Below are 20,684 nucleotides of genomic sequence, written 5' to 3' on the forward strand. Positions count from 1 at the left end.
AAGGGGCGCAGCCGCATGGCTAGAATCGCCTTGTCGGACAACGGAGTTGTCCGACCTACCGCCGGGCGGGCGGGATGTCAGGCCTGCGGAGGCCACGTAAGACCGACCCTCACCGGTCGGCAGAGGCCCGTGAAACAGGAACCCGCGGTGGTACCGCACAGCGGTACGGACCGGAATCACCTGCCCTCGGGCAGGTGCGGGCGTCAATGGATGCTCCTCAGAGCGTTCTCGAGGATCGCGGCGCCCTCCTCGGCCTCCGCGACGGTCAGGGACAGCGGCGGGGCGACGCGCAGGGCGCTGGTGTTGTGCCCGCCGCCCTTGCCGATGAGCAGTCCGCCCTCGCGGGCCGCTTCGAGCACGGCGGACGCGGCCGCCGGGTCGGCCTCGTCGGTGCCGGGCCTGACCAGCTCGATGCCGAGCATCAGCCCGCGCCCGCGCACCTCCCGTACGGCCGGAACCTGCGCCGCGGCGGCCCGCAGCCGCTCGATGAGCAGTCCGCCGACGCGCCGGGCGTTGCCCTGGAGATCGTGCTCCAGCAGGTACGTCAGGTTGGCGAGGCCGGCCGCCATGGTGATCTGGGTGCCGCCGAAGGTCGAGATGCTGTTGGCGTCCAGGCAGTTCATGATCTCGCCGCGGGCGACGACCCCGCCGATGGACATGCCGTTGCCGATGCCCTTGGCGAAGGTCACGATGTCCGGCGGACCGTTCTGGCCGTGCGCCTGCCAGCCCCAGAAGTGCTCGCCGGTGCGACCCCAGCCGGTCTGCACCTCGTCGGCGATCCACAGGATGCCGCGCTCCTGGAGCACCTCGCGGAAGGCCGCGTACAGGCCGTCCGGCGGGGAGGTGAAGCCGCCGACGCCCTGGATGGGTTCGGCGATCAGCGCGGCGGGCGGGCGGGTGTGGCCGAGCAGGTCCGTGAGGTCCTCGACGCAGGCCGCGATGAAGTCGTCGTCGCTGAGCGAGGCGTACGGGCCGCGTGTGCGCACACCTCCGTGGACGTACAGCGTCTGGAGCGGGGAGAGCGAGGTGGGCGACCAGCCGCGGTTGCCGGTGATGCCGACCGAGCTGAAGGAGCGGCCGTGGTAGCTGTTGCGCATCGCCAGGATCGTGTTGCTGCGGCGGTACGTCGTCGCCAGCATCAGGGCGGTGTCGTTGGCCTCGGTGCCGGAGGTGGTGAAGAAGACGCGGGCGTCCGGGATGCCGCTCAACTGGGCGATGCGCTCGGCGAGTTCGACCATCGGCCGGTTGAGGTAGAGCGTGGACGAGTGGACGATCCGCCCGGCCTGCTCGCTCACCGCCTTGGTGACCTCGGGCAGGGCGTGCGCGGTCATAGTCGTCAGGATGCCGCCGAAGAAGTCGAGGTACTTGTTGCCCTCGGCGTCCCAGACGTAGCGGCCCTCGCCGTGGGTGATCTCCAGCGGGTCCTCGTAGTAGAGGGCGAGCCAGTCGGGCAGGACGGACCGGTGGCGGCCCAGCAGGTCCTTGGTCACGGCTGCATCAGCCCCTCGTAGGCGTCGGGACGGCGGTCGCGGTAGAACGCCCACTGCTGGCGTACTTCCTCGATGAGGTCGAAGTCGAGGTCGCGGACGATGAGCTCCTCTTCCTTGTCGCTGGCCGTCTCCCCCACGAACTGCCCGCGCGGGTCGACGAAGTAGCTCGTCCCGTAGAAGTCGTTGTCGCCGTACTCCTCGACGCCGACCCTGTTGATCGCGGCGATGAAGTACTCGTTGGCGACGGCGGCGGCGGGCTGTTCGAGGCGCCAGAGGTAGTTGGAGAGTCCGCGGTGGGTGGCGGAGGGGTTGTAGACGAGCTGGGCGCCGTTCAGGCCGAGCTGGCGCCAGCCCTCGGGGAAGTGGCGGTCGTAGCAGATGTAGACGCCGACCTTGCCGACGGCGGTGTCGAAGACCGGCCAGCCGATGTTCCCCGGCTTGAAGTAGTACTTCTCCCAGAAGCCCTTGACCTGCGGGATGTGGTGCTTGCGGTACTTGCCGAGGAAGGTGCCGTCGGCGTCGATCACGGCTGCGGTGTTGTAGTAGAAGCCCGACTGCTCGATCTCGAAGACCGGGACGACGATCACCATGCCGGTCTCGCGGGCGAGCTCTTGCATACGACGGGTGGTCGGTCCGTCGGGCACCGGTTCGGCCCAGCGGTAGTGCTCGGGGTCCTGGACCTGACAGAAGTAGGGGGCGTTGAAGACTTCCTGGAAGCCGATGATCTTGGCACCCTGGCGGGCCGCCTCGCGGGCGTGCTCCTCGTGTTTCGCCACCATGGACTCGGTGTCGCCGGTCCAGGTGGCCTGGACCAGGGCGGCGCGTACGACGTTGGCCATGAGCTGCTCCTTCGACGGGACCTCAGAGCCTCTACGCCCGTAGACACAGGCCGTAGAGGCACGAACGTAAGCCTCCCCGGCGGCCTTGCCAAGACCATCGTCGTTAACCCGCTGAGTCGATCAGGTTTCACACCCCTGTGGGTGAGCGACGGGGCGGACAGCCAGGGGCTTCGGTCCGTCTCAGGCGGTGTGGCCGGCGACCCGCAACGCGTGGACCAGGTCCCGGTGGAGCTCGTCCGAGGCGCCCCGGGCCGCCTCCAGCAGAAGCGGGGCGAGGGTCTGCGGGTCCGGCTCTACGCTGCGGGCGGCCTCCTCGGCGGTGCGGACGCGGACGTACGCGTCCAGGAGCGCGCGGGCCTCGCGGCGATGGCCCTCGGTGACCAGCGCGAGCACGGCCTGGCCCATCTCGCCGGCGGGCCGCACCACGCCCTGCCGCAGGACCTGCTCGCCGTCGGTGCCGCGCCCCGCGGCGACCAGGGCGTCGGCCACGGCCACGAGCCGGTCGGGCGGCAGTGAGGCGGTCTCCCACAGCAGGGTCGCCCAGTCGGCGCCGAGCCCGGCGCGCTGCATCTCGGCGGCGAGCAGCGGGTAGCGGACGGCGGGCCAGTACGCGAGCTCGGCGAGCAGGGCGTGCGCCTCGCCGCTACGGCCCTCACCGCGCAGCCGCACCAGCCGCTCCACGGCCCCGGCACTCTCGCGCCGGGCCGCCGCGTCCGACGGCTCGGCGGTCTGCGGCTCCGGCCGCGCGTCCGTCTCCGCGGCCCCGGCGTACCGGGCCCCGCGCAGGGTGCGGCGGGTGGCGACGGGCGCGACGGGCAGGTCCGGTACGACGACGGGGGCGGCCCCCTCCTCGTCCACCCCGGCGAAGCGGGCACTGCCGCGGCGGCGCTTGCGTTGTTTGGAGGTGGGAGCGGGCTCCTCCTGCGGAGCGGGGGCCGGCTGTTCCGGGGTGGCGGGCCGGCGGTCGAACTCGGCGTACTCGCTGTCCGCCGCAGTGGCGGCGGCGTCCGGCGCGTGGCGCTGCTGCGGCATGCGGGGGAAACCGGCGCCGTACGGGGCATCGTGCCCGTCCGGGGACTCGGCGTAGGTGTTTCGAGGGTCCGTGGGCTCCGTGTACTCGTGACGACCGTCCGGACGCGTGCCGTACGGGTCACGACCGTCCGAGGGCGCGCCGTACCCATGCCGGCCGTCGGAATGTGCGGCGTACTCGTCACGGTACGCATCACGGGAACCCGTGCCCTGCGCGCCACGACCGCCCGACGAGGCGCCGTACCCATCCCGGCCGTCGGAACGCGGGGCGTACTCGTCACGGCCGTCGGAACGCGCGGCGTACTCGTCACGCCCGTCCGACCGCGCGGCGTACTCCTCACGCCCGCCCGAATCCGCGCCATACGCGCCACGACCGTCCGCACCCGCGCCCTGCGCGCCACGACCGTCCGCACCCGCGCCATACGCGCCACGACCGTCCGAAGAGGTGCCGTACCCGTCACGACCGGCCGATGGCGAGCCGTACCCCCCGCGTCCCCCGCGCCCCTCCGCCCCCGTGTCGCCGTCGTCGACGCGGAACACGGTGCCGCCCTGCGCCGTCCGCCCGCGGCGGATCTCCTCCGCCTGTCCGCCCACCGACCGCCGGTCCAGGTCCTCCATGCGCGCCCGGAGTTCGGCGCAGCGGCGGGTGGCGCGTTCGTGGTCGTCGCGGGCCCAGGCGAGGTCGAGGCGGATGGCGTCGGCCTCCTGCTGGGTGGTGGCGGAGGCGAGGAACCGGCCCAGTTCGGCCTGTCGTTCGGCGGCGTAGCGCTGTTCGCGGAGCATGACGTCGAAGCGGTCGCCGAGGGCGTCCCGGCCGCCGGGGCGGGCGTCGTGGGCGACGAGTGCGGCGGCGTGCAGGGGGCGGGCGCGGTCCGCCTCCGGGGCGGCGACGGCGGGGCCGTATTCCGTGGCGAGGTCCTGGAGGAGCGCCTCGACGACGTCCCAGGGCGGTATCTCACGCCCGTCGAGGCAGGCCTGCATACCGTCGGGGTCGCGCTGCCAGAACACGCCGCACCAGCCGGCGCCCTGGTCCAGGCGTGCCAGCAGACTGTCCAGGTAGTTCGCGAACTCCCGTACCCGGGCCGGGAGTTGATCCAGAGTCATCGCCCAACTCCCGCCAGACCGGAGCACTCCGGTCCGTAGGCAACACCAGTCGTGTTACAGGACGGCTACAGGCAGTTTTCCGGGACAGTGCGTGACCCTCATTGCGCGATCTTGACCGTTGCGCGGAGACTGCCCGAGAAGCCCGTTGCTGCGGCACTATACGGCCGCCGGCGCGCACAGTCCCGCCAGCTCGTCCATCGACAGGGCGAGCGCGCGGGCGAGCGCGGCCACCGTGAAGAACGCCGGGGTCGGCGCGCGGCCGGTCTCGATCTTGCGGAGGGTCTCCGCGGAGATGCCGGCACTGGCCGCGACCTCCGTCATGCTGCGACCGCCGCGGGCCTCGCGCAGCAGCCGGCCGAGCCGTTCGCCGCGTTCGCGCTCTTCGGGGGTGAGAGGGGTGCGTACCATACCGTCATTGTAATACCGGTATAGTAATTGGCATGGTAGAGCTGAAGACGGACACATCCATCGACGCCATGTACGAGGCCGGCCAGGTCGTCGGCCGAGCCCTGACGGCCGTACGACAGGCCGCTGACGTCGGCGTTTCCCTGCTGGAGCTGGACGAGGTGGCGCACGACGTACTGCGCGCGGCGGGCGCCGGCTCGCCCTTCCTCGGCTACCGGCCCTCGTTCGCGACCACGCCGTTCCCGGCCGTCATCTGCGCCTCGGTGAACGACGCGATCGTGCACGGCATCCCGACCGCCTACCGGCTGCGCGACGGCGACCTCGTCTCCATCGACTGCGGTGCGGAACTGGGCGGCTGGGCCGGCGACTCCGCGATCAGCTTCGTGGTCGGCAGGCCGCGTCCGGCCGACCTCCGCCTGATCGAGACGGCCGAGCGGGCCCTGGCGGCGGGCATCGAGGCGGCGGTCGTGGGACACCGCATCGGCGACATCGCGCACGCGATCGGCACGGTGTGCCGGGCGGCGGGGTACGGCATCATGGACGACTTCGGCGGCCACGGCATCGGCCGCCGCATGCACGAGGACCCGCCGGTTCCCAACGAGGGCCGCCCCGGGCGCGGTTTCCCGCTGCGGCGCGGCATGGTCCTCGCCCTCGAACCCATGCTCATCGGCGGCGGCACGGACGGCTACCACGAGGCGCCGGACGGCTGGACCCTGAAGACGAACGACGGTTCGCGCGCGGCCCACGTGGAGCACACGGTGGCGATCACGGACGCGGGGCCGCGGATCCTGACGGCGCGCTGAGCGGCGGGGCACCCGGAGAGAGCCCCCGGGTTTCCCTGAAGGTGCCCCCTCCCCTCCTTCGTGCGAAGGTGTTCTACGAGCGTGCGTCCCGGGGTGTAACCGACTGCCACACGGGTTACCCGACCCCGGCACGTCGATCAGCGAGGGCGTCCCGGGCCCCGCAGGGACGCCGGATGGGAACGCCATGACCAGCGGCTTCACCGGCTCAGAAGGCTACGACCCCTTCGGAGAATTCCTCGCCCGCTTCTTCGGCGGACCGCGCCCCGGTCCCCGTCAGATCGACATCGGGCGGCTGCTCAGTCAGCCCGCCCGGGAACTGGTGCGGGGCGCCGCCCAGTACGCCGCCGAACACGGCAGCCGGGACCTGGACACCCAGCATCTGCTGCGGGCCGCGCTGTCCGCCGAACCGACCAGGAGCCTGCTCAGCCGGGCCGGCGCGGATCCCGACTCCCTCGCCACGGAGATCGACGAGCGGTCCGGCCCGGTCCAGCACCCGCCGGGCGAGGTGCCGCCGCCGACCTCGCTGTCCCTGACGCCGGCCGCCAAGCGCGCCCTGCTGGACGCGCACGACCTGGCCCGGGCCCGCGGCGCCGGCTACATCGGCCCCGAGCACGTGCTCAGCGCCCTCGCCGCGAACCCGGACTCGGCGGCCGGGCACATCCTCAACTCGGCCCGCTTCACGCCCTCGGGTCTGCCGCCCGAGGCGGCCTCGGACGGCGGGCAGGTCCGCAGCGAGCGGCCGCGCTCCACCGGCACGCCCACCCTGGACAAGTACGGCCGCGATCTCACCGGCCTGGCCCGGCAGGGCCGTATCGACCCGGTGATCGGGCGGGACGAGGAGATCGAGCAGACGATCGAGGTGCTCTCGCGGCGCGGCAAGAACAACCCGGTGCTCATCGGTGACGCGGGCGTCGGCAAGACCGCCATCGTGGAGGGGCTCGCGCAGCGCATCTCCGAGGGCGACGTGCCGGACGTGCTCATCGGGCGGCGGGTGGTCGCCCTGGACCTGACCGGGGTGGTCGCGGGCACCCGCTACCGGGGCGACTTCGAGGAGCGGCTGAACAACATCGTCGGCGAGATCCGCGACCACTCCGACCAACTGATCGTCTTTATCGACGAGTTGCACACCGTCGTGGGCGCGGGAGGCGGCGGCGAGGGCGGGTCCCTGGACGCCGGCAACATCCTCAAGCCGGCACTGGCCCGCGGCGAGCTGCACATCGTGGGCGCGACCACGCTGGAGGAGTTCCGCCGGATCGAGAAGGACGCGGCACTGGCCCGCCGTTTCCAGCCGATCCTGGTGCCGGAGCCCACCCCCTCGGACGCGATCGACATCCTGCGCGGACTGCGCGACCGCTACGAGGCCCACCACCAGGTCCGCTACACGGACGAGGCCCTCGTGGCCGCAGTCGAGCTGTCCGACCGCTACCTCACCGACCGCCGGCTGCCGGACAAGGCGATCGACCTGATCGACCAGGCCGGAGCGCGGGTACGGTTGCGGGCGCGGACCAAGGGCACCGACGTACGGGCCATGGAGCACGAGCTCGAGCAGTTCGGCCGGGACAAGGACCAGGCGGTCGCGGACGAGCAGTACGAGCAGGCCATGCAACTGCGCGACCGCATCGTCGAGTTGAAGAAGCGGATCGAGGAGGCCGCCGGCGGTGGCGGCGCGGCCGACGAGGGGCAGCACCTGGAGGTGACGGCGGAGGCCATCGCCGAAGTGGTGTCCCGACAGACCGGGATTCCGGTCAGCAGTCTCACCGAGGAGGAGAAGGACCGGCTGCTCGGCCTGGAGGAGCATCTGCACGAGCGGGTGGTCGGCCAGGAGGAGGCGGTCCGGGTGGTCGCCGACGCGGTGATGCGGTCCCGCGCCGGACTCGCGAGCCCGGACCGGCCCATCGGCAGCTTCCTCTTCCTCGGCCCGACCGGCGTCGGCAAGACCGAGCTGGCGCGGGCGCTGGCGGAGGCCCTGTTCGGCAGCGAGGAGCGCATGGTCCGCCTGGACATGAGCGAGTACCAGGAGCGGCACACGGTCAGCCGGCTGGTCGGCGCCCCGCCCGGGTACGTGGGCCACGAGGAGGCCGGCCAGCTCACCGAGGTCGTGCGCAGGCACCCGTACTCGCTCCTGCTTTTCGACGAGGTGGAGAAGGCGCACCCGGACGTCTTCAACATCCTCCTCCAGGTCCTGGACGACGGACGGCTGACCGACTCCCAGGGCCGCACGGTCGACTTCACCAACACCGTCATCGTCATGACCAGCAACCTCGGCTCCGAGGCGATCACCCGGCGCGGTGCGGGCATCGGGTTCGGACCCGGCGGCGCGGAGGCGGACGAGGAGGCGCGGCGCGAGCAGATCCTGCGCCCGCTGCGGGAGCACTTCCGGCCCGAGTTCCTCAACCGCATCGACGAGATCGTCGTCTTCCGCCAACTCACCGCCGAGCAGCTGCGGAAGATCACCAACCTGCTGCTGGAGCGCACCCGCCGGCTGCTGCACGCGCAGGGCATCGCGGTCGACTTCACCGACCCGGCGGTCGACTGGCTCGCCGAGCGCGGCTACCAGCCGGAGTACGGCGCCCGGCCGCTGCGCCGCACCATCCAGCGCGAGGTCGACAACCAGCTGTCCCGGCTGCTCCTGGACGGCCGGATCGCCGAGGGCGGCCGGGTGACGGTGGACGTCGAGGACGGGCGGCTCGCACTCCGTACGGAGGACCTGCCGCCCGCCCCTGAGCTGTGATCGCTACGGCGCCGGGTACACGACCATCGCCGAGCCGCCGCCACGTCGTACCTTCTCGGCGGCGGCCAGCCACTTCCCGCCCGGCAGCCGCTGTACGGCCGTCGCCGCGCCGATCTCCGGGTTCAGCCTGAAGGAGTGCCCGATGGCCTCCAGCTGCTTGGCCGTCTCGCTGCCGTAGAGCCCGGGTTCGAGTTCGGTCTGGGCGGCGTTGCGCTGGCTGGCTCGCGGTGCGGCGATCGCGTCGGCCAGGGGCAGCCCGCGGTCGAGGAACTGGGTGAGGGTCTGCAGCACGGTGGTGATGATGGTCGCGCCACCGGGCGAACCCAGCGCCACCACCGGCTTGTCGTGCTTGTCCAGCACGATCGTCGGCGAGATCGACGACCGCGGCCGCTTGCCCGGACCGGGCAGGTTCGGGTCGTGGACGGCCGGGTTGGCCGGGGCGAAGGAGAAGTCGGTCAGCTCGTTGTTGAGGATGAACCCGCGGCCGGGCACGGTGATGCCGCTGCCGCCGGTCTGCTCGATGGTGAGCGTGTAGGAGACGACGTTCCCCCACTTGTCCGCCGCCGTCAGGTGCGTGGTGTTCTCACCCTCGTACGTCGTCGGCGCCGCGGTGCCTCCGGTGGCGCAGGCCGCCGGATTCCGCGGGTCGCCGGGCGCCACCGGGCTGGTCAGCACCGCGTCGTCCTTGATGAGACACGCCCGCGAGTCGGCGTACTTCTGCGACAGCAGTTCCTTCGTCGGTACGTCCTCGAAGGCGGGGTCGCCGACCCAGCGCCCCCGGTCCGCGAACGCGATCCGGCTCGCCTCGATGTAGCGGTGCAGGTACTGGACCTCGCTCGCCTTCGACAGGTCGGTGTTCTCGAGGATGTTGAGCGCCTCGCCGACCGTCGTGCCGCCGGAGGAGGAGGGCGCGATGGAGTAGACGCCGAGGCCGCGGTACGAGGTCCTGGTGGGCGCCTGGAGCTTGGCGCGGTAGGCCGCGAGGTCCTTCTCGGACAGCTCGCCCGGGCGGGCGTTCCAGCCCGAAGCGGGGTCCACCGGCGGCTTGTTCACGGTGTCGACGATGTCCTCGCCGAGGTCGCCGTGGTAGAGCGCGCCGACGCCCTTCCGGCCCAACTCGGCGTAGGTGCGGGCGAGATCGGGGTTCTTGAAGGTCGAGCCGACGACGGGGAGCTGTCCGTTCGGCAGGAACAGCTTCGCGGTGTCCGGGAAGTAGCGGAACCGGGTCTCGTTGGAGGCGGTCTGCGAGCGGAAGGTGCTGTCGACGACGAATCCGTCACGGGCGATCCGCTCGGCAGGCTCGAGAACGCTGCCGAGTCTCTTGCTGCCCCACTTGTCGAGCGCCGTCTGCCAGGTGGCGGGCGTGCCCGGCGTACCGACGCCGAGGCCGCTGCTGACGGCGTCGGCGAAGGCGAGGGGCTTGCCGTTCTCCAGAAACAGGCCGGAGTCGGCGGTCAGCGGGGCGGTCTCGCGACCGTCGATGGTCTGCACCGTACGGGACTTGGCGTTGTAGTAGACGAAGTAGCCGCCACCACCGATGCCGGAGGAGTACGGCTCGGTGACACCGAGCGCGGCGGCCGTGGCGACGGCGGCGTCAACGGCGTTGCCGCCCTTCTTCAGGACCTCGATGCCGGCGGCGGAGGCGTCCGCGTCGACGCTGGCCACGGCGCCGCCGTAGCCGACAGCGAGCGGAACCTTTTCGACAGGTGTGCTCCCGGCGGCGGGTGGCGCGGCCGCCCCTACCGAAACCACGGCGGCCGAGACCGCCAGGACCGACAGTTTCCGTACGACAGGGCGACGCATCCGAACCTCCAGTCAGAGACCGTTCGCGCAGCCTATGCGATCGCCATGCCCCCGTCAGCACACCCTCAACAGGCCTGTTTCGAACACGGGTTTGCGTTCGCCCGCTAGCATGCGCGCCCATGAATGACGACGTGCGCAACATCGTCCTGGGGGTGGTGGCCGCCGGCATCAGTGCCGCGCTCGGCTGGCTGGCCAGGACCTACCTGTGGAAGCGGAAGCTCCGCCGCAAGCAGGCATTCTTCGGGCTGCCCGACAACTCCGAGTCGCTGCTGGTGGTGAACCGCGACGCGGGCAGCCCCGACCTCGCGGTGCACCGCTTCGACGTGTTCGCGCTGCTGGAACTCGCCGCGCTCATCAAGGACTGCGGCGCGCACGCCGAGGTGATCACCCAGGACGCGGCCCGGCAGGGCTTCGGGGAGCGGACGGAGTTCTGCATCGGCGGGCCGGGGTCGAACCGGCGTATGGCGGCCCATATGCACGCCATGCTGCCCGGGGTACGCGTGAACACCGATCCGGAACCGGGCCCGGACCGGCTGGCGTTCCAGATCGGCAGTGAGCGCTACCGCATGGAGAGCGGCCTGTCCGAATACGTGCTGCTGGCACGGCTGACGGCCGGGCAACCCGGCCCGATCCGGCCGGTCTTCCTGTTCTGCGGCCAGCGCGCGATCACCAACCAGGCCGCGACCCGCTACCTCGCACGCAACCACGAGCGGCTGGCCCGCAAGCACGGCAACAGTTCTTTCGTCCTGCTGCTCAGGGTCGTCAACTCGCAGGCCTACGGCCCCGATGTCGTCGAACTCGTCGCGGACGTCACCCGGGAGGCACAGACCCCCCTGCCCACTCCGGCGGTTCCGCGCAACTCCCACCGCGCCTCCTAGATTTCAGCACATTCCAGCGATCGTTACTCCCATGTAACTTACCGACGGGTTACCTACGGTAAGAGGCCGAGGTTACCGTCGGGTCACTTTGCACTTACACGAGTGACCGGGTGAGGAGTGACCCGTGGGAAACCATCGCAAGGCCCTGCGTACGACCGCCGTGGGTGCCGTCTCAGCGACGCTGATCGCCGGCAGCGCCCTCGGGCTCGCCCCCGCCGCCCAGGCAACGACCGCCATCCGCTTCGTCGACATCGCCGGTGACGGCGGCACGGTCCTCAAGGCCAACGTCGTCACGCCCGCCGGCGCCGACGGCACCCGCCGTTACCCGCTGCTCGTCCTGCCGACGAGCTGGGGCCTGCCCCAGGTCGAGTATCTGGCCCAGGCTCAGAAGCTCGCGAACTCCGGCTATGTCGTGGTCAGTTACAACGTGCGCGGCTTCTGGCAGTCGGGCGGCGAGATAGAAGTCGCGGGCCCGCCCGACACGGCCGACGCGTCCAAGGTCATCGACTGGGCCCTCGCCAACACCCCGGCCGACGCACAGAAGGTCGGCATGGCGGGCCTCTCGTACGGCGCCGGCATCAGCCTGCTCGCCGCCGCGCACGACAAGCGCGTCAAGGCGGTCGCCGCCCTCAGCGGCTGGGCCGACCTGATCGCCTCGATCTACTCGGGGCGCACCCAGCACGTCCAGGCCGCCGGGCTGCTGGACGGGGCCAGCCTGGTCACCGGCCGCCAGAGCGCCGAACTCCGGCAGATCTTCGACGACTTCTACGCCTCCAACCTGGCGAAGGAGCCGGAGATGATCGCCTGGGGGAAGAAACGTTCCGCTGCGACCTATGTCGACCAGCTGAACAAGAACGGCGCCGCCGTCATGATGGCCAACGCCTGGGGCGACACCGTCTTCCCGCCCAACCAGTACACGGACTTCTACGAGAAGCTGACCGGCCCCAAGAGACTGGAGCTGCGCCCCGGCGACCACGCGACCTCCGAGGTCACCGGCCTGTTCGGGCTGCCCAACGACGTGTGGACGGACACCGAGCGCTGGTTCGACCACTACCTCCGGGGCGAGGACAACGGCATCGACCGCGAGCAGCCGGTCCGGCTCAAGTCCCGTTCCACGGGCGGCTACGAGGGCTATCCGGACTGGAAGTCGGTCGGCGCCACGCGGAAGAAGATCGCCCTCGCCGGCACGACCACGATCCGCGCGAACGTCGACTCCGGGGCGAACGGCGGGGTGGTCTTCCTGTCCAGCATCCTCGACCAGATCGCCCGGCTGCCCCCGGTCGCCTCGATCCCCCTGCTCCCCCGCCGCTGGGCCGCCGTGTGGCAGTCGGAGAAGTACACCAAGGCCCAACAGGTGCGCGGCACCGCGAAGTTGCACACCACTCTCACTCCGACCAAGGAGAGCGGCACCCTCGTCGCCTACCTGTACGACGTGGGGCCGCTCGGCCTCGGCAAGCTGGTCAGCAACGCGCCGTACACCTTCCACGGGCAGAAGCCCGGGAAGCCGTTCGACGTCGACCTGGAGCTGTTCTCCACGGCCTACGACGTCCCGGCAGGGCACCGGCTGGCCCTGGTGGTCGACACGGTCGACCCGCTCTACATCGAGCACAACCCGTCCGGCGCGCAGCTGACCTTCTCCTCGCCGGCCACCGACCCGTCGTACGTGTCGATTCCGCTGCGCGAGCAGTGATCTCCGGCTGCTGCCGGGCGGGTATGGGCTCTGCGGACTGCCACCCCCCTACGGTGTCGGGGCTGTAGGGGGAGTCCCACCCGGCAGCGGCGTCCCCGGTTCGGCCGCGGCGGCAGCCGGCCGGCCGGAGCACGGCGGCGTGGTGCACAGCGGCGCGGCCGGGGCGGCGCGCATACGGGTGGCTCGTAACACGGTTCGCACTCCCTCGCTCAGTGCTTGAGGATCTTGGAGAGGAAGTCCTTGGCGCGCTCGCTGCGCGGGTCGGTGAAGAACTCCTCGGGGGTGCGGTCCTCGACGATGCGGCCGTCGGACATGAACACGACGCGGTTGGCGGCCGAGCGGGCGAAGCCCATCTCGTGGGTGACGACGACCATGGTCATACCGTCCCGGGCCAGCTGCTGCATGACCTCGAGGACCTCGTTGATCATCTCCGGGTCGAGCGCGGAGGTCGGCTCGTCGAACAGGAGCGCCTTGGGTTCCATCGCGAGGGCGCGGGCGATGGCCACGCGCTGCTGCTGGCCGCCGGAGAGCTGCGCCGGGAACTTGTCCGCCTGGTCGGCGACGCCGACGCGCTCGAGGAGTTCACGGGAGCGCTGGTCGGCCTGCTCCTTCTTGCGTCTGCGGACCTTGATCTGGGCCAGCGAGACGTTCTGGAGGACGGTCTTGTGGGCGAACAGGTTGAAGGACTGGAACACCATGCCGACCTCGGCGCGCAGTCCCGCGAGGGCCTTGCCCTCGTCCGGCAGCGGCTGCCCCTCCAGCGTGATGGACCCCGAGCGGATGGTCTCCAGCCGGTTGATCGCCCTGCACAGTGTCGACTTCCCGGACCCCGAAGGTCCGATGACCACGACCACCTCCCCCTTGCCGACGGTGAGGTTGATGTCCTGCAGGACATGCAGCTCCCCGTAGTACTTGTTGACGTCACGCAGTTCGATCAACGGATCGACGGCCATGCCCAGCCCTACTCACTCTCAGCTGTGTCGTAGGTGCCGCAACTTATCCGGGCAAGATCGCGGTTGAGGCACGACACGCACTTTTCGGGCATAAGCCGTATTTACGTCGCTCCGTGGGCCAGAGATTCACGCTTCGGCCACCTCGGCGTACAGCTGCGAGAGTTCGGGCACCCCGCTGACGGCCCACTCCTGCCCGGAGGCCACGACGTCGAACTCGCGGCCGGAGGCGAGCCGGATGACGGGCTGGCCGTCGGGCCACAGGTCCCACGCGGCGCCGGGAACCGTGCGCACGATGACCGTGCCGAGATAGAGCCCGGCGTCGTTGCCGAGCCACGGCAGGACCTCCTCGTCGTCCCGCCAGCGCGGCACCAGCTGGTCCAGCGCCTCCAACGAGGCGGCCGTGTCGTCGAGTTGGACGCCCTCCTGGGACGCCTGGGAGCGCAGCAGCTCGCATTCGGAGAGGAGTTCGGCGATGCCCTCGGGATCGGGGGCGCCGGGCTTGTCACGCCGGTTGCCCAGAAAAGGGATCTTCATATGCCCAGCGTGTCATTCGTACCCCCGTGCGCACCACAGGCGCGCGGGCCATCGATTCCGGTCGGCTGCACACCGAGTTCGCGCATGGCTCGTTGACCCGTCACTGGTGTCTCTTCAGCTTCGCGATCCGTCCGTCTCGTAGTGAGCGGGTGGTGATCGGAAGGAGTCGGTCGTGCGCCGATGCCTGGTGGGTGGTGCGGTCGTCCTGGCCCTGCTCGCTGCCCTCGTGCCGGGGAGCGCCGCGTCGGCGGTCCCCGGAAGCCGGGCGGCACCTGTCCCGCTGGAGCGGCTCTTCGACAACACGGCCGTCAGCGACGACACCCGGCCGGGCGAGGCGGACTTCGACGGCTCGGGCGCCTCCCTGTCGGCGCGGGATCTGGCGGCCGCGGGCTGGACGCCGGGCCGCGCGCTCACCGTGCAGGCGGCGCGGCTCACCTGGCCTCGGCGTGCGGCAGGCGAGCCGGACAACGTGCGGGCCGGCAGGCAGGACGTCCGGGTGGACGGCAGCGGTGACGCGCTCGCCTTCCTGGTCGCGGGCACGGCCGGCGCGCCGGTGACCGGTACGGGCACGGTCGCGTACGCCGACGCCACCCGCTCCCCGTACCTGCTGACCGCCCCCGACTGGCGCCGCGGCCCACTCGCCACCAAGGCGGTGGCGCTGCCGCACATCAACACACCTGTCGGCCAACTCGCCGAGCAGACACTGCTGTACGTCGTGACAGTGCCGATCCTGCCGGGGCGCCGGGTGGTCTCGGTACGGCTGCCGGACCTGACCGACCTGCATGTGTTCGCGCTGTCGGTGCGGGCCGCCACGCCCGGCTGGACGGGGAGCTGGGCGGCCGCGACCTCCGGCTACCCGGCCGTGGGACCGTGGTCTGACCGGACGCTCAGGCTTGTGGTGCACACGTCGGCGGGCGGGCCGCGGGTGCGGCTGCGGTTCGACAACACCTTCGCCGCGGCGCCGGTACGGATCGGGAGCGCGACCGTGGCGGTGCAGGCGGAGGGCGCGGCGGCGCGGGACGTGCCGGTGCCGTTGTCCTTCCTGGGTGCGATGGGTGTCGAGATCCCCGCGGGGGCGCAGGCGTTCAGCGATCCGCTCGACTTCACGGTGCCGGCGGACGCCGATCTGCTGGTGAGCTTCCATCTGCCGGATTCCGTGTCCGCGGCGCCGGTGCACCGGCTCGCGGCGCAGCGGTCGTACCTGAGCGAGCCGGGCGATCACGCGGCGGACGGGTCCCCGGCGGAGTACACCTCGGTGGTGACGAGCTGGCCGCTGCTGACCGGTGTGGACGTGGGCGGCGGGCCGGGTTCGGTGGTGCTGCTCGGGGACTCGATCACCGACGGCGACAGGTCCACGGTGGATGCCAACCGGCGGTGGCCCAATGTGCTGGCCACCCGTCTGCTGGCCCAGAATGTGGTCCCGCACTATGGGGTGCTGAACCAGGGGATCTCCGCGAACCGTGTGGTCGCTGACCGGTATCCCGGGGATGGGGTCTCCGCGGACACCGGCGGGGTGAGCGCGCTGAACCGCTTCGACCGGGACGTCCTCGCGCAGACGTCCGCGCGTACGGCGGTCGTGTTCGAGGGCGTCAACGACATGCGGTGGGGTGCCACGGCGGAGCAGGTGATCGCGGGACTGCGGGAGCTCGCCGCGCGGGGACACGCACGGGGGCTGCGGATGCTGGCGGCGACGATCCTGCCGTGCGCGGGGGAGGCGCGCTGCACGGCAGCCGTCGACGGCGAGCGGGTCACGGTCAACGCGTGGCTCCGGAGCACCGGCGAGTTCGACGGCGTGCTCGACCTCGACGCGGTGCTGCGCGACCCCGCGCGTCCCGCGCGGCTGCCGCCCGCCTACGACAGCGGGGACCATCTGCATCCGGGGGACGCGGGGCTGGCGGCGCTGGCTCGGTCGGTGGACCTGAGACTGCTCGCCGGGTGACTACACCTCCAGGTCCACGACCACCGGCGCGTGGTCCGAGGCGCCCTTGCCCTTGCGCTCCTCGCGGTCCACGTACGCGTCGGTGACGGCCTTGGCGAACGGCTCGTTGCCGTACACCAGGTCGATGCGCATGCCGCGGTTCTTGGGGAAACAGAGCTGGCGGTAGTCCCAGTACGTGAAGGGGTGCTCGTACTTCAGGGGCCGCGGGACCACGTCGGACAGGCCCGCCTCGCGCAGGGACGCCAGGGCGGCGCGCTCGGCGGGCGTGACGTGGGTGGAGCCCTCGAAGGCGGACCTGTCGTACACGTCGTCGTCCGTCGGGGCCACGTTGTAGTCGCCCAGCACCGCGAACGGGCGGCTGCCCGCCGCGTCGCCCGCGACCGCGGCCTTCAGTGCCTCGAACCACTGGAGCTTGTAGGCGTAGTGCGGGTGGTCCACCTCGCGGCCGTTCGGCACGTAGACCGACCAGACGCGGACCGGGCCGCAGGTCGCCGAGATGGCGCGGGGCTCCGGGGCGCCGTCGAAGCCGGGGTCGCCGGGCAGGCCCTTGACCACGTCCTTCAGGCCGACGCGGGAGAGCACCGCCACGCCGTTCCACCGGCCGGTGGCGTGCACCGCCGCCTCGTAGCCCAGCTCGCGCAGCTGGTCGAGCGGGAACTGCTCCTCGGCGACCTTGGCCTCCTGGAGGCACAGCACGTCGGTGCCGCTGCTCTCCAGCCAGGCCAGGAGCCTCGGCAGGCGGGCGGTGATCGAGTTCACGTTCCAGGTCGCGATGCGCATGCCCGACAACTTACCGGGCGGGTCTGACAACGCGGCCCGCCCGGGACCCCTGGGGACCTGGGACCGTCACACCTCGGCCGACTCCCCCGGCGTCAGCCGCTGGTGGTCCGCGCCGCCGAGGGCGCCGATCTGGTTGTCGTAGATCGGGCGGGCGAGGTCGGTGAGGAGGGCGTCGTGGATGTCGTACGCGCGTTGGGGCCTGAGCTCGCGGACGTAGTCGATGACCTCGGAGATCTTGCTCCAGGGGGCCATCACCGGGAGCATCAGCGTCTCCACCGCGTGGTCGGGGACGGTCAGGGCGTCGCCGGGGTGGAAGACCCTGCCGTCGTCGACGAGGTAACCGACGTTGGTGATGCGCGGGATGTCCGGGTGGATCACGGCGTGCAGTTCGCCGTGGACCTGGACGTCGAAGCCGGCGGCGGTGAAGGTGTCGCCGTGTCCGACGGTGTGGACGCGGCCCGGGAAGGCGGCGGAGATCTTCTCCGCGACCGACCTGAGGGTCCAGATCTCGGCGGCCGGGTTGGCCTCCATGGCGGCCCGCAGCCGCCCCTCGTTGAAGTGGTCGGGGTGCTCGTGCGTGACGAGAACGGCGTCCGCGCCGACCGCGGCGTCCTCCTCGCTGAATCCCCCGGGATCGAGGACGAGTGTCCGCCCGTCCTTCTCGAGGCGGACGCAGGAGTGCGACTTCTTCGTGAGCTTCATGGAGTCCATCCTGCCCGCGGCCCGGTACGCGCGGTCACTCGGTCGGGGTCGTCTCCTCGCGGATGACCTGCTGGGCCACCTTGAACGCGCTGTTCGCGGCCGGTACCCCGCAGTAGACCGCCGCCTGCAGCAGCACCTCCTTGATCTCGGCCGGGGTGAGGCCGTTGCGCAGGGCGGCGCGGGTGTGGAAGGCGAGCTCCTCCAGGTGGCCGCCCGCGACCAGGGCGGTGAGGGTGACACAGCTGCGGGAGCGCCGGTCGAGGCCGGGCCGGTCCCAGATCTCGCCCCAGGCGTAGCGGGTGATGAACTCCTGGAAGTCGCCCGAGAACTCGTCGGCCTGTGCCAGCGCCCGGTCGACGTGCGCGTCGCCGAGCACCTCTCGGCGCACCTTGAGGCCGGCGTCGTAGGGGTCGGGGCGCCCCAGGCCCTGGGGGGCTTCCACGGCGGCCGGGGCGATCTCGGCGCGGGGCGCGGGCTGCGGCGGCGCGGCGGACAGGACCGGCTTGACCGGGGGCGCCACGATCGCCGCCATCTGACCCGTGGTCGAGTCGAAGGCGGGCTGCCAGGCGGTGGAGAAGTGCCGCACCAGGAGGTCGGTGACGGCGGCGGGCTGCTCCACCGGCACCAGGTGGGAGGCGCCGGGGACGACGGCGAGCCGGGCGTCCGGGATGCCCGCGACCAGCGTGCGGGCCTCGGCGGGGCCGGTGACCTGGTCGTCCGAGCCGACGAGGACGAGGGTCGGGACGCCGACACGGGCCAGCTCGGATCGCACGTCGAACGAGGCCAGCGCCTCGCAGGCCGCGATGTAGCAGCCGGGGTCGGTGGTGCGCACCATCTGCACCGCCCACTCGGTGATCGCGGGCTGCGCGGCGGCGAACCCGCCGGTGAACCAGCGTTCGGGGGAGGTCCGGGCGATGGGATCGAGCCCGTTCGTCCGCACTATCACCCCTCTCTGCCGGAACTCGTCGGCCGTGCCGAAGCGCGGCGAGGCCGCGATCAACGCGAGCGAGGCGACGCGCTCGGGGTGGCGCAGGGCCAGCTCGATACCGACCGCGCCGCCGAGGGCGCAGCCCGCGTAGCCGAAGCGCTGCACGCCGAGTCCGTCGAGGGTGGCCAGCAGCCGGGTGCTCAGGTCGGCGACCGAGCCGGCCGGGTAGGCGGGGGCGCCGCCGTGCCCGGGCAGGTCGAACCGGAAGACACGCCACTGCTTGGCCAGCTCGGGGACCTGCCGGTCCCACATGTGCCATGTGGTACCCAGTGAGGGACCCAAGATCAGGACGGGAGCCTCTTCTGGCCCGTCAAAGCGGTATTGCAGGGTGTTCGGTGGTGTCTCGCTCACCCTTCCGACCCTCTCATCTCTCACGGGATCTCACACGGCCGGTCCCAACCTAACGGCTCTTGTTGCTGGCGCTACGACAGGTCCGGCACTGCCGGAACCCTCGGGGGTCCAGGTACGTGTTCTCCGGCGTGTACGCGTGGCCGTGCCGGCAATGGGTCCTCCGGGCGCGCCCGGTCCCAGTCCCTGCGATCAAGAGCTTCCTCCCTCGTCACCACTTCCAAGTGGTTCGGGTTGCAGCACCGCGTGTGGTGGGGCCACCAAGGCTGGGCATGGCTGACCTGGAAGTTTTCCGGAATCTCGCCCACCAGCAGCCTGAACACCACGCGATGAACAAGGTCCGTCTTCCCCTGGTAGGAGACCGTGCCGTAGCCCCGACGGGCCCTCCCTGTTACAGCTAGCCGTCCACAGCCAGCAGCCCGATTCCGGGTCCACTTCGATCTTGCTGGCCATACGGCTGGGCAAGTCGCTCGGCTGGTGGGCCGCCGGGCTCACGCTTGCCCCTCTACCGCAGATCCGTGCAAGCCATCCCACATTGTGGCGGCTTCGCGAAGATCCTCGACATCCGGCTTCACATACCACTTCTTGGTGGTCTTCACGTTCGTGTGTCCGGCCCACCGCGCAAGAATGTGGTCCGGCACCCCGTGGTTGGCGAGGTACGTGAGGCACGACGAACGAGCGTCATAGATCCGGACCCGACGAAGGCCAATCGATCTCCATGAGCCGGTACGCGCGTCGTCGGAGCTGCTTGATCGTGAAGGCTTCTCCGGTCTCGTGCACCAGGACGTAGCCGGAGTCCGCGTAAGCCTCACCCAGAGCCAGCTTCTCCTTGGCCTGGAGAGCCTTGAACGACTTGAGAGCAGCCAGCACCGGAGCGGGCAACGGGAGTTCCCGTTCACCGGCCATAGACTTCGTGCCCTTCTCCACCACGTACCGGTGGCCCATCATCGTGCACGTGTTGGCAACGGTGATCGTGGCATTGTCCAGGTCGACGTCTTCCCACCGGAGTCCGCAGACTTCCGCCGGACGTAGACCCATGAGGGACAGGAGAAGCGGAGCGTAGAGCCGCTCTTCCGTGACGCCATGAACGAACGTCTGCACCTCCTGGACATTCCAGGGCTTCACCTCCTGCTTGCTCTTCCGCTCTTCCTTGCGTGCCCTACGCGGAATGGTCACGTGCTGGGCCACATTCATGGCCACCAGCCGACGCGCCACGGCGCGGTTCAGAGCATCCTTCAGTCGAGCAAGGCTCATGTCCACGCTGGTCACCCCGAGCGGAGTACCGGCCTTATCCCCACGTACGCGCCCGTGCTTCAGAGCCCAGTGCATCCACTGTTCTACGTCCTCTTCAGTGAGTTCCTGAAGACGGATATTGCCCAACTTCCCCCGCACCCGGTCCAGGGTGATCTGGTAGTTGTAGACAGTGGTTTCTTCCAGGTCCCCAGCCTTCATGGCCAGCCACCGGTCAAGCCACTCATTCACAGTGACCTTGTTCGGCGGTACGAACGTCCCTTCCTGGCGGCGGTTAGTGATGCGCGCATACTCGGCCTTCGCTTCCTTCAGCGTGCCGAACGTACGGGTTAGCTGCTTGCGCTTCCCGGTGGCGGGGTCGATGCCCACATCGACCACGAACCGGTACCGAACTTGCCCCTTCGTGTTGGGTGGGAG

At 70.9% G+C, this 20,684-nt stretch carries 18 protein-coding genes; 5 read left to right on the forward strand and 13 right to left on the reverse strand.

Translation table 11 applies throughout. The annotated features are described in order from the left end of the window. Positions 1 to 203: 203 nt before the first annotated feature. From AC5P09_RS21345 to AC5P09_RS21360, 4 genes are all read right to left on the reverse strand, one after another. Positions 204 to 1,490, reverse strand: a complete 1,287-nt coding sequence (locus AC5P09_RS21345) for an aspartate aminotransferase family protein (RefSeq protein ID WP_493875419.1) — start codon at positions 1,488 to 1,490, stop codon at positions 204 to 206. Beyond that, positions 1,487 to 2,329 carry a nitrilase-related carbon-nitrogen hydrolase gene (locus tag AC5P09_RS21350; RefSeq protein ID WP_493875420.1) on the reverse strand — a complete coding sequence of 281 codons (843 nt, stop codon included), beginning with the start codon at positions 2,327 to 2,329 and terminating at the stop codon, positions 1,487 to 1,489. The genes AC5P09_RS21345 and AC5P09_RS21350 overlap by 4 nt, the downstream gene beginning before the upstream one ends. A 180-nt stretch (positions 2,330 to 2,509) precedes the next feature. After that, positions 2,510 to 4,462: a hypothetical protein gene (locus tag AC5P09_RS21355; RefSeq protein ID WP_493875421.1), complete on the reverse strand. Its 1,953-nt coding sequence runs from the start codon at positions 4,460 to 4,462 to the stop codon at positions 2,510 to 2,512. 156 nt (positions 4,463 to 4,618) lie between these two features. Next, the gene (locus AC5P09_RS21360; protein WP_266449899.1) at positions 4,619 to 4,870 is read right to left on the reverse strand and encodes a helix-turn-helix domain-containing protein; all 252 of its coding nucleotides are present in this window, start codon (positions 4,868 to 4,870) and stop codon (positions 4,619 to 4,621) included. Between the two features lie 32 nt (positions 4,871 to 4,902). Here AC5P09_RS21360 and map point away from each other — a divergent pair, with 32 nt between their 5' ends. After that, a complete protein-coding gene (gene map / locus AC5P09_RS21365) occupies positions 4,903 to 5,670 on the forward strand; it encodes a type I methionyl aminopeptidase (RefSeq protein WP_493875422.1) in 768 nt (255 codons plus the stop codon). A gap of 184 nt (positions 5,671 to 5,854) precedes the next feature. Beyond that, positions 5,855 to 8,401: an ATP-dependent Clp protease ATP-binding subunit gene (locus AC5P09_RS21370; RefSeq protein WP_493875423.1), complete on the forward strand. Its 2,547-nt coding sequence runs from the start codon at positions 5,855 to 5,857 to the stop codon at positions 8,399 to 8,401. Positions 8,402 to 8,404: 3 nt separating this feature from the next. Here the strand turns inward: AC5P09_RS21370 and ggt are convergent, their stop codons facing one another. Next, positions 8,405 to 10,204 (reverse strand): gamma-glutamyltransferase, encoded by a 1,800-nt coding sequence (gene ggt / locus AC5P09_RS21375; RefSeq protein WP_493875424.1) that lies wholly within the window; start codon positions 10,202 to 10,204, stop codon positions 8,405 to 8,407. A gap of 119 nt (positions 10,205 to 10,323) precedes the next feature. On the opposite strand from ggt, the gene AC5P09_RS21380 reads away from it, so the two are divergent. Both AC5P09_RS21380 and AC5P09_RS21385 read left to right on the forward strand, forming a co-directional pair. Beyond that, positions 10,324 to 11,082 carry a hypothetical protein gene (locus AC5P09_RS21380; protein ID WP_493875425.1) on the forward strand — a complete coding sequence of 253 codons (759 nt, stop codon included), beginning with the start codon at positions 10,324 to 10,326 and terminating at the stop codon, positions 11,080 to 11,082. A gap of 124 nt (positions 11,083 to 11,206) precedes the next feature. Continuing rightward, positions 11,207 to 12,772, forward strand: coding sequence for a CocE/NonD family hydrolase (locus AC5P09_RS21385; RefSeq protein WP_493875426.1), 1,566 nt, complete (start codon positions 11,207 to 11,209; stop codon positions 12,770 to 12,772). Between the two features lie 209 nt (positions 12,773 to 12,981). Here AC5P09_RS21385 and AC5P09_RS21390 read toward each other — a convergent pair whose 3' ends face one another. Both AC5P09_RS21390 and AC5P09_RS21395 read right to left on the reverse strand, forming a co-directional pair. Continuing rightward, the gene (locus AC5P09_RS21390; RefSeq protein ID WP_493875427.1) at positions 12,982 to 13,725 is read right to left on the reverse strand and encodes an amino acid ABC transporter ATP-binding protein; all 744 of its coding nucleotides are present in this window, start codon (positions 13,723 to 13,725) and stop codon (positions 12,982 to 12,984) included. A gap of 126 nt (positions 13,726 to 13,851) precedes the next feature. After that, positions 13,852 to 14,259 (reverse strand): DUF6278 family protein, encoded by a 408-nt coding sequence (locus AC5P09_RS21395; RefSeq protein ID WP_493875428.1) that lies wholly within the window; start codon positions 14,257 to 14,259, stop codon positions 13,852 to 13,854. A gap of 172 nt (positions 14,260 to 14,431) precedes the next feature. Between AC5P09_RS21395 and AC5P09_RS21400 the strand changes: the two genes are divergently transcribed. Continuing rightward, positions 14,432 to 16,198 carry an SGNH/GDSL hydrolase family protein gene (locus AC5P09_RS21400; RefSeq protein ID WP_493875429.1) on the forward strand — a complete coding sequence of 589 codons (1,767 nt, stop codon included), beginning with the start codon at positions 14,432 to 14,434 and terminating at the stop codon, positions 16,196 to 16,198. Here the strand turns inward: AC5P09_RS21400 and AC5P09_RS21405 are convergent, their stop codons facing one another. From AC5P09_RS21405 to AC5P09_RS21430, 6 genes are all read right to left on the reverse strand, one after another. Next, entirely contained in the window at positions 16,199 to 16,978 is a 780-nt protein-coding gene (locus AC5P09_RS21405) for an exodeoxyribonuclease III (protein ID WP_493875430.1), read from the reverse strand. 66 nt (positions 16,979 to 17,044) lie between these two features. Continuing rightward, positions 17,045 to 17,680, reverse strand: coding sequence for an MBL fold metallo-hydrolase (locus AC5P09_RS21410; protein WP_493875431.1), 636 nt, complete (start codon positions 17,678 to 17,680; stop codon positions 17,045 to 17,047). A gap of 34 nt (positions 17,681 to 17,714) precedes the next feature. Next, the gene (gene pcaDC, locus AC5P09_RS21415; RefSeq protein WP_493875432.1) at positions 17,715 to 19,019 is read right to left on the reverse strand and encodes a bifunctional 3-oxoadipate enol-lactonase/4-carboxymuconolactone decarboxylase PcaDC; all 1,305 of its coding nucleotides are present in this window, start codon (positions 19,017 to 19,019) and stop codon (positions 17,715 to 17,717) included. A 71-nt stretch (positions 19,020 to 19,090) separates the two neighbouring features. Continuing rightward, positions 19,091 to 19,342 carry an HNH endonuclease gene (locus AC5P09_RS21420; protein WP_493875433.1) on the reverse strand — a complete coding sequence of 84 codons (252 nt, stop codon included), beginning with the start codon at positions 19,340 to 19,342 and terminating at the stop codon, positions 19,091 to 19,093. A gap of 165 nt (positions 19,343 to 19,507) precedes the next feature. Continuing rightward, the gene (locus tag AC5P09_RS21425) at positions 19,508 to 19,726 is read right to left on the reverse strand and encodes a tyrosine-type recombinase/integrase (protein ID WP_493875449.1); all 219 of its coding nucleotides are present in this window, start codon (positions 19,724 to 19,726) and stop codon (positions 19,508 to 19,510) included. Continuing rightward, on the reverse strand, positions 19,698 to 20,645 hold the full coding sequence (locus AC5P09_RS21430) for a site-specific integrase (protein ID WP_493875434.1): 948 nt from the start codon (positions 20,643 to 20,645) through the stop codon (positions 19,698 to 19,700). The genes AC5P09_RS21425 and AC5P09_RS21430 overlap by 29 nt, the downstream gene beginning before the upstream one ends. Positions 20,646 to 20,684 lie beyond the last annotated feature (39 nt).

This window comes from Streptomyces sp. a15, from assembly GCF_059026085.1.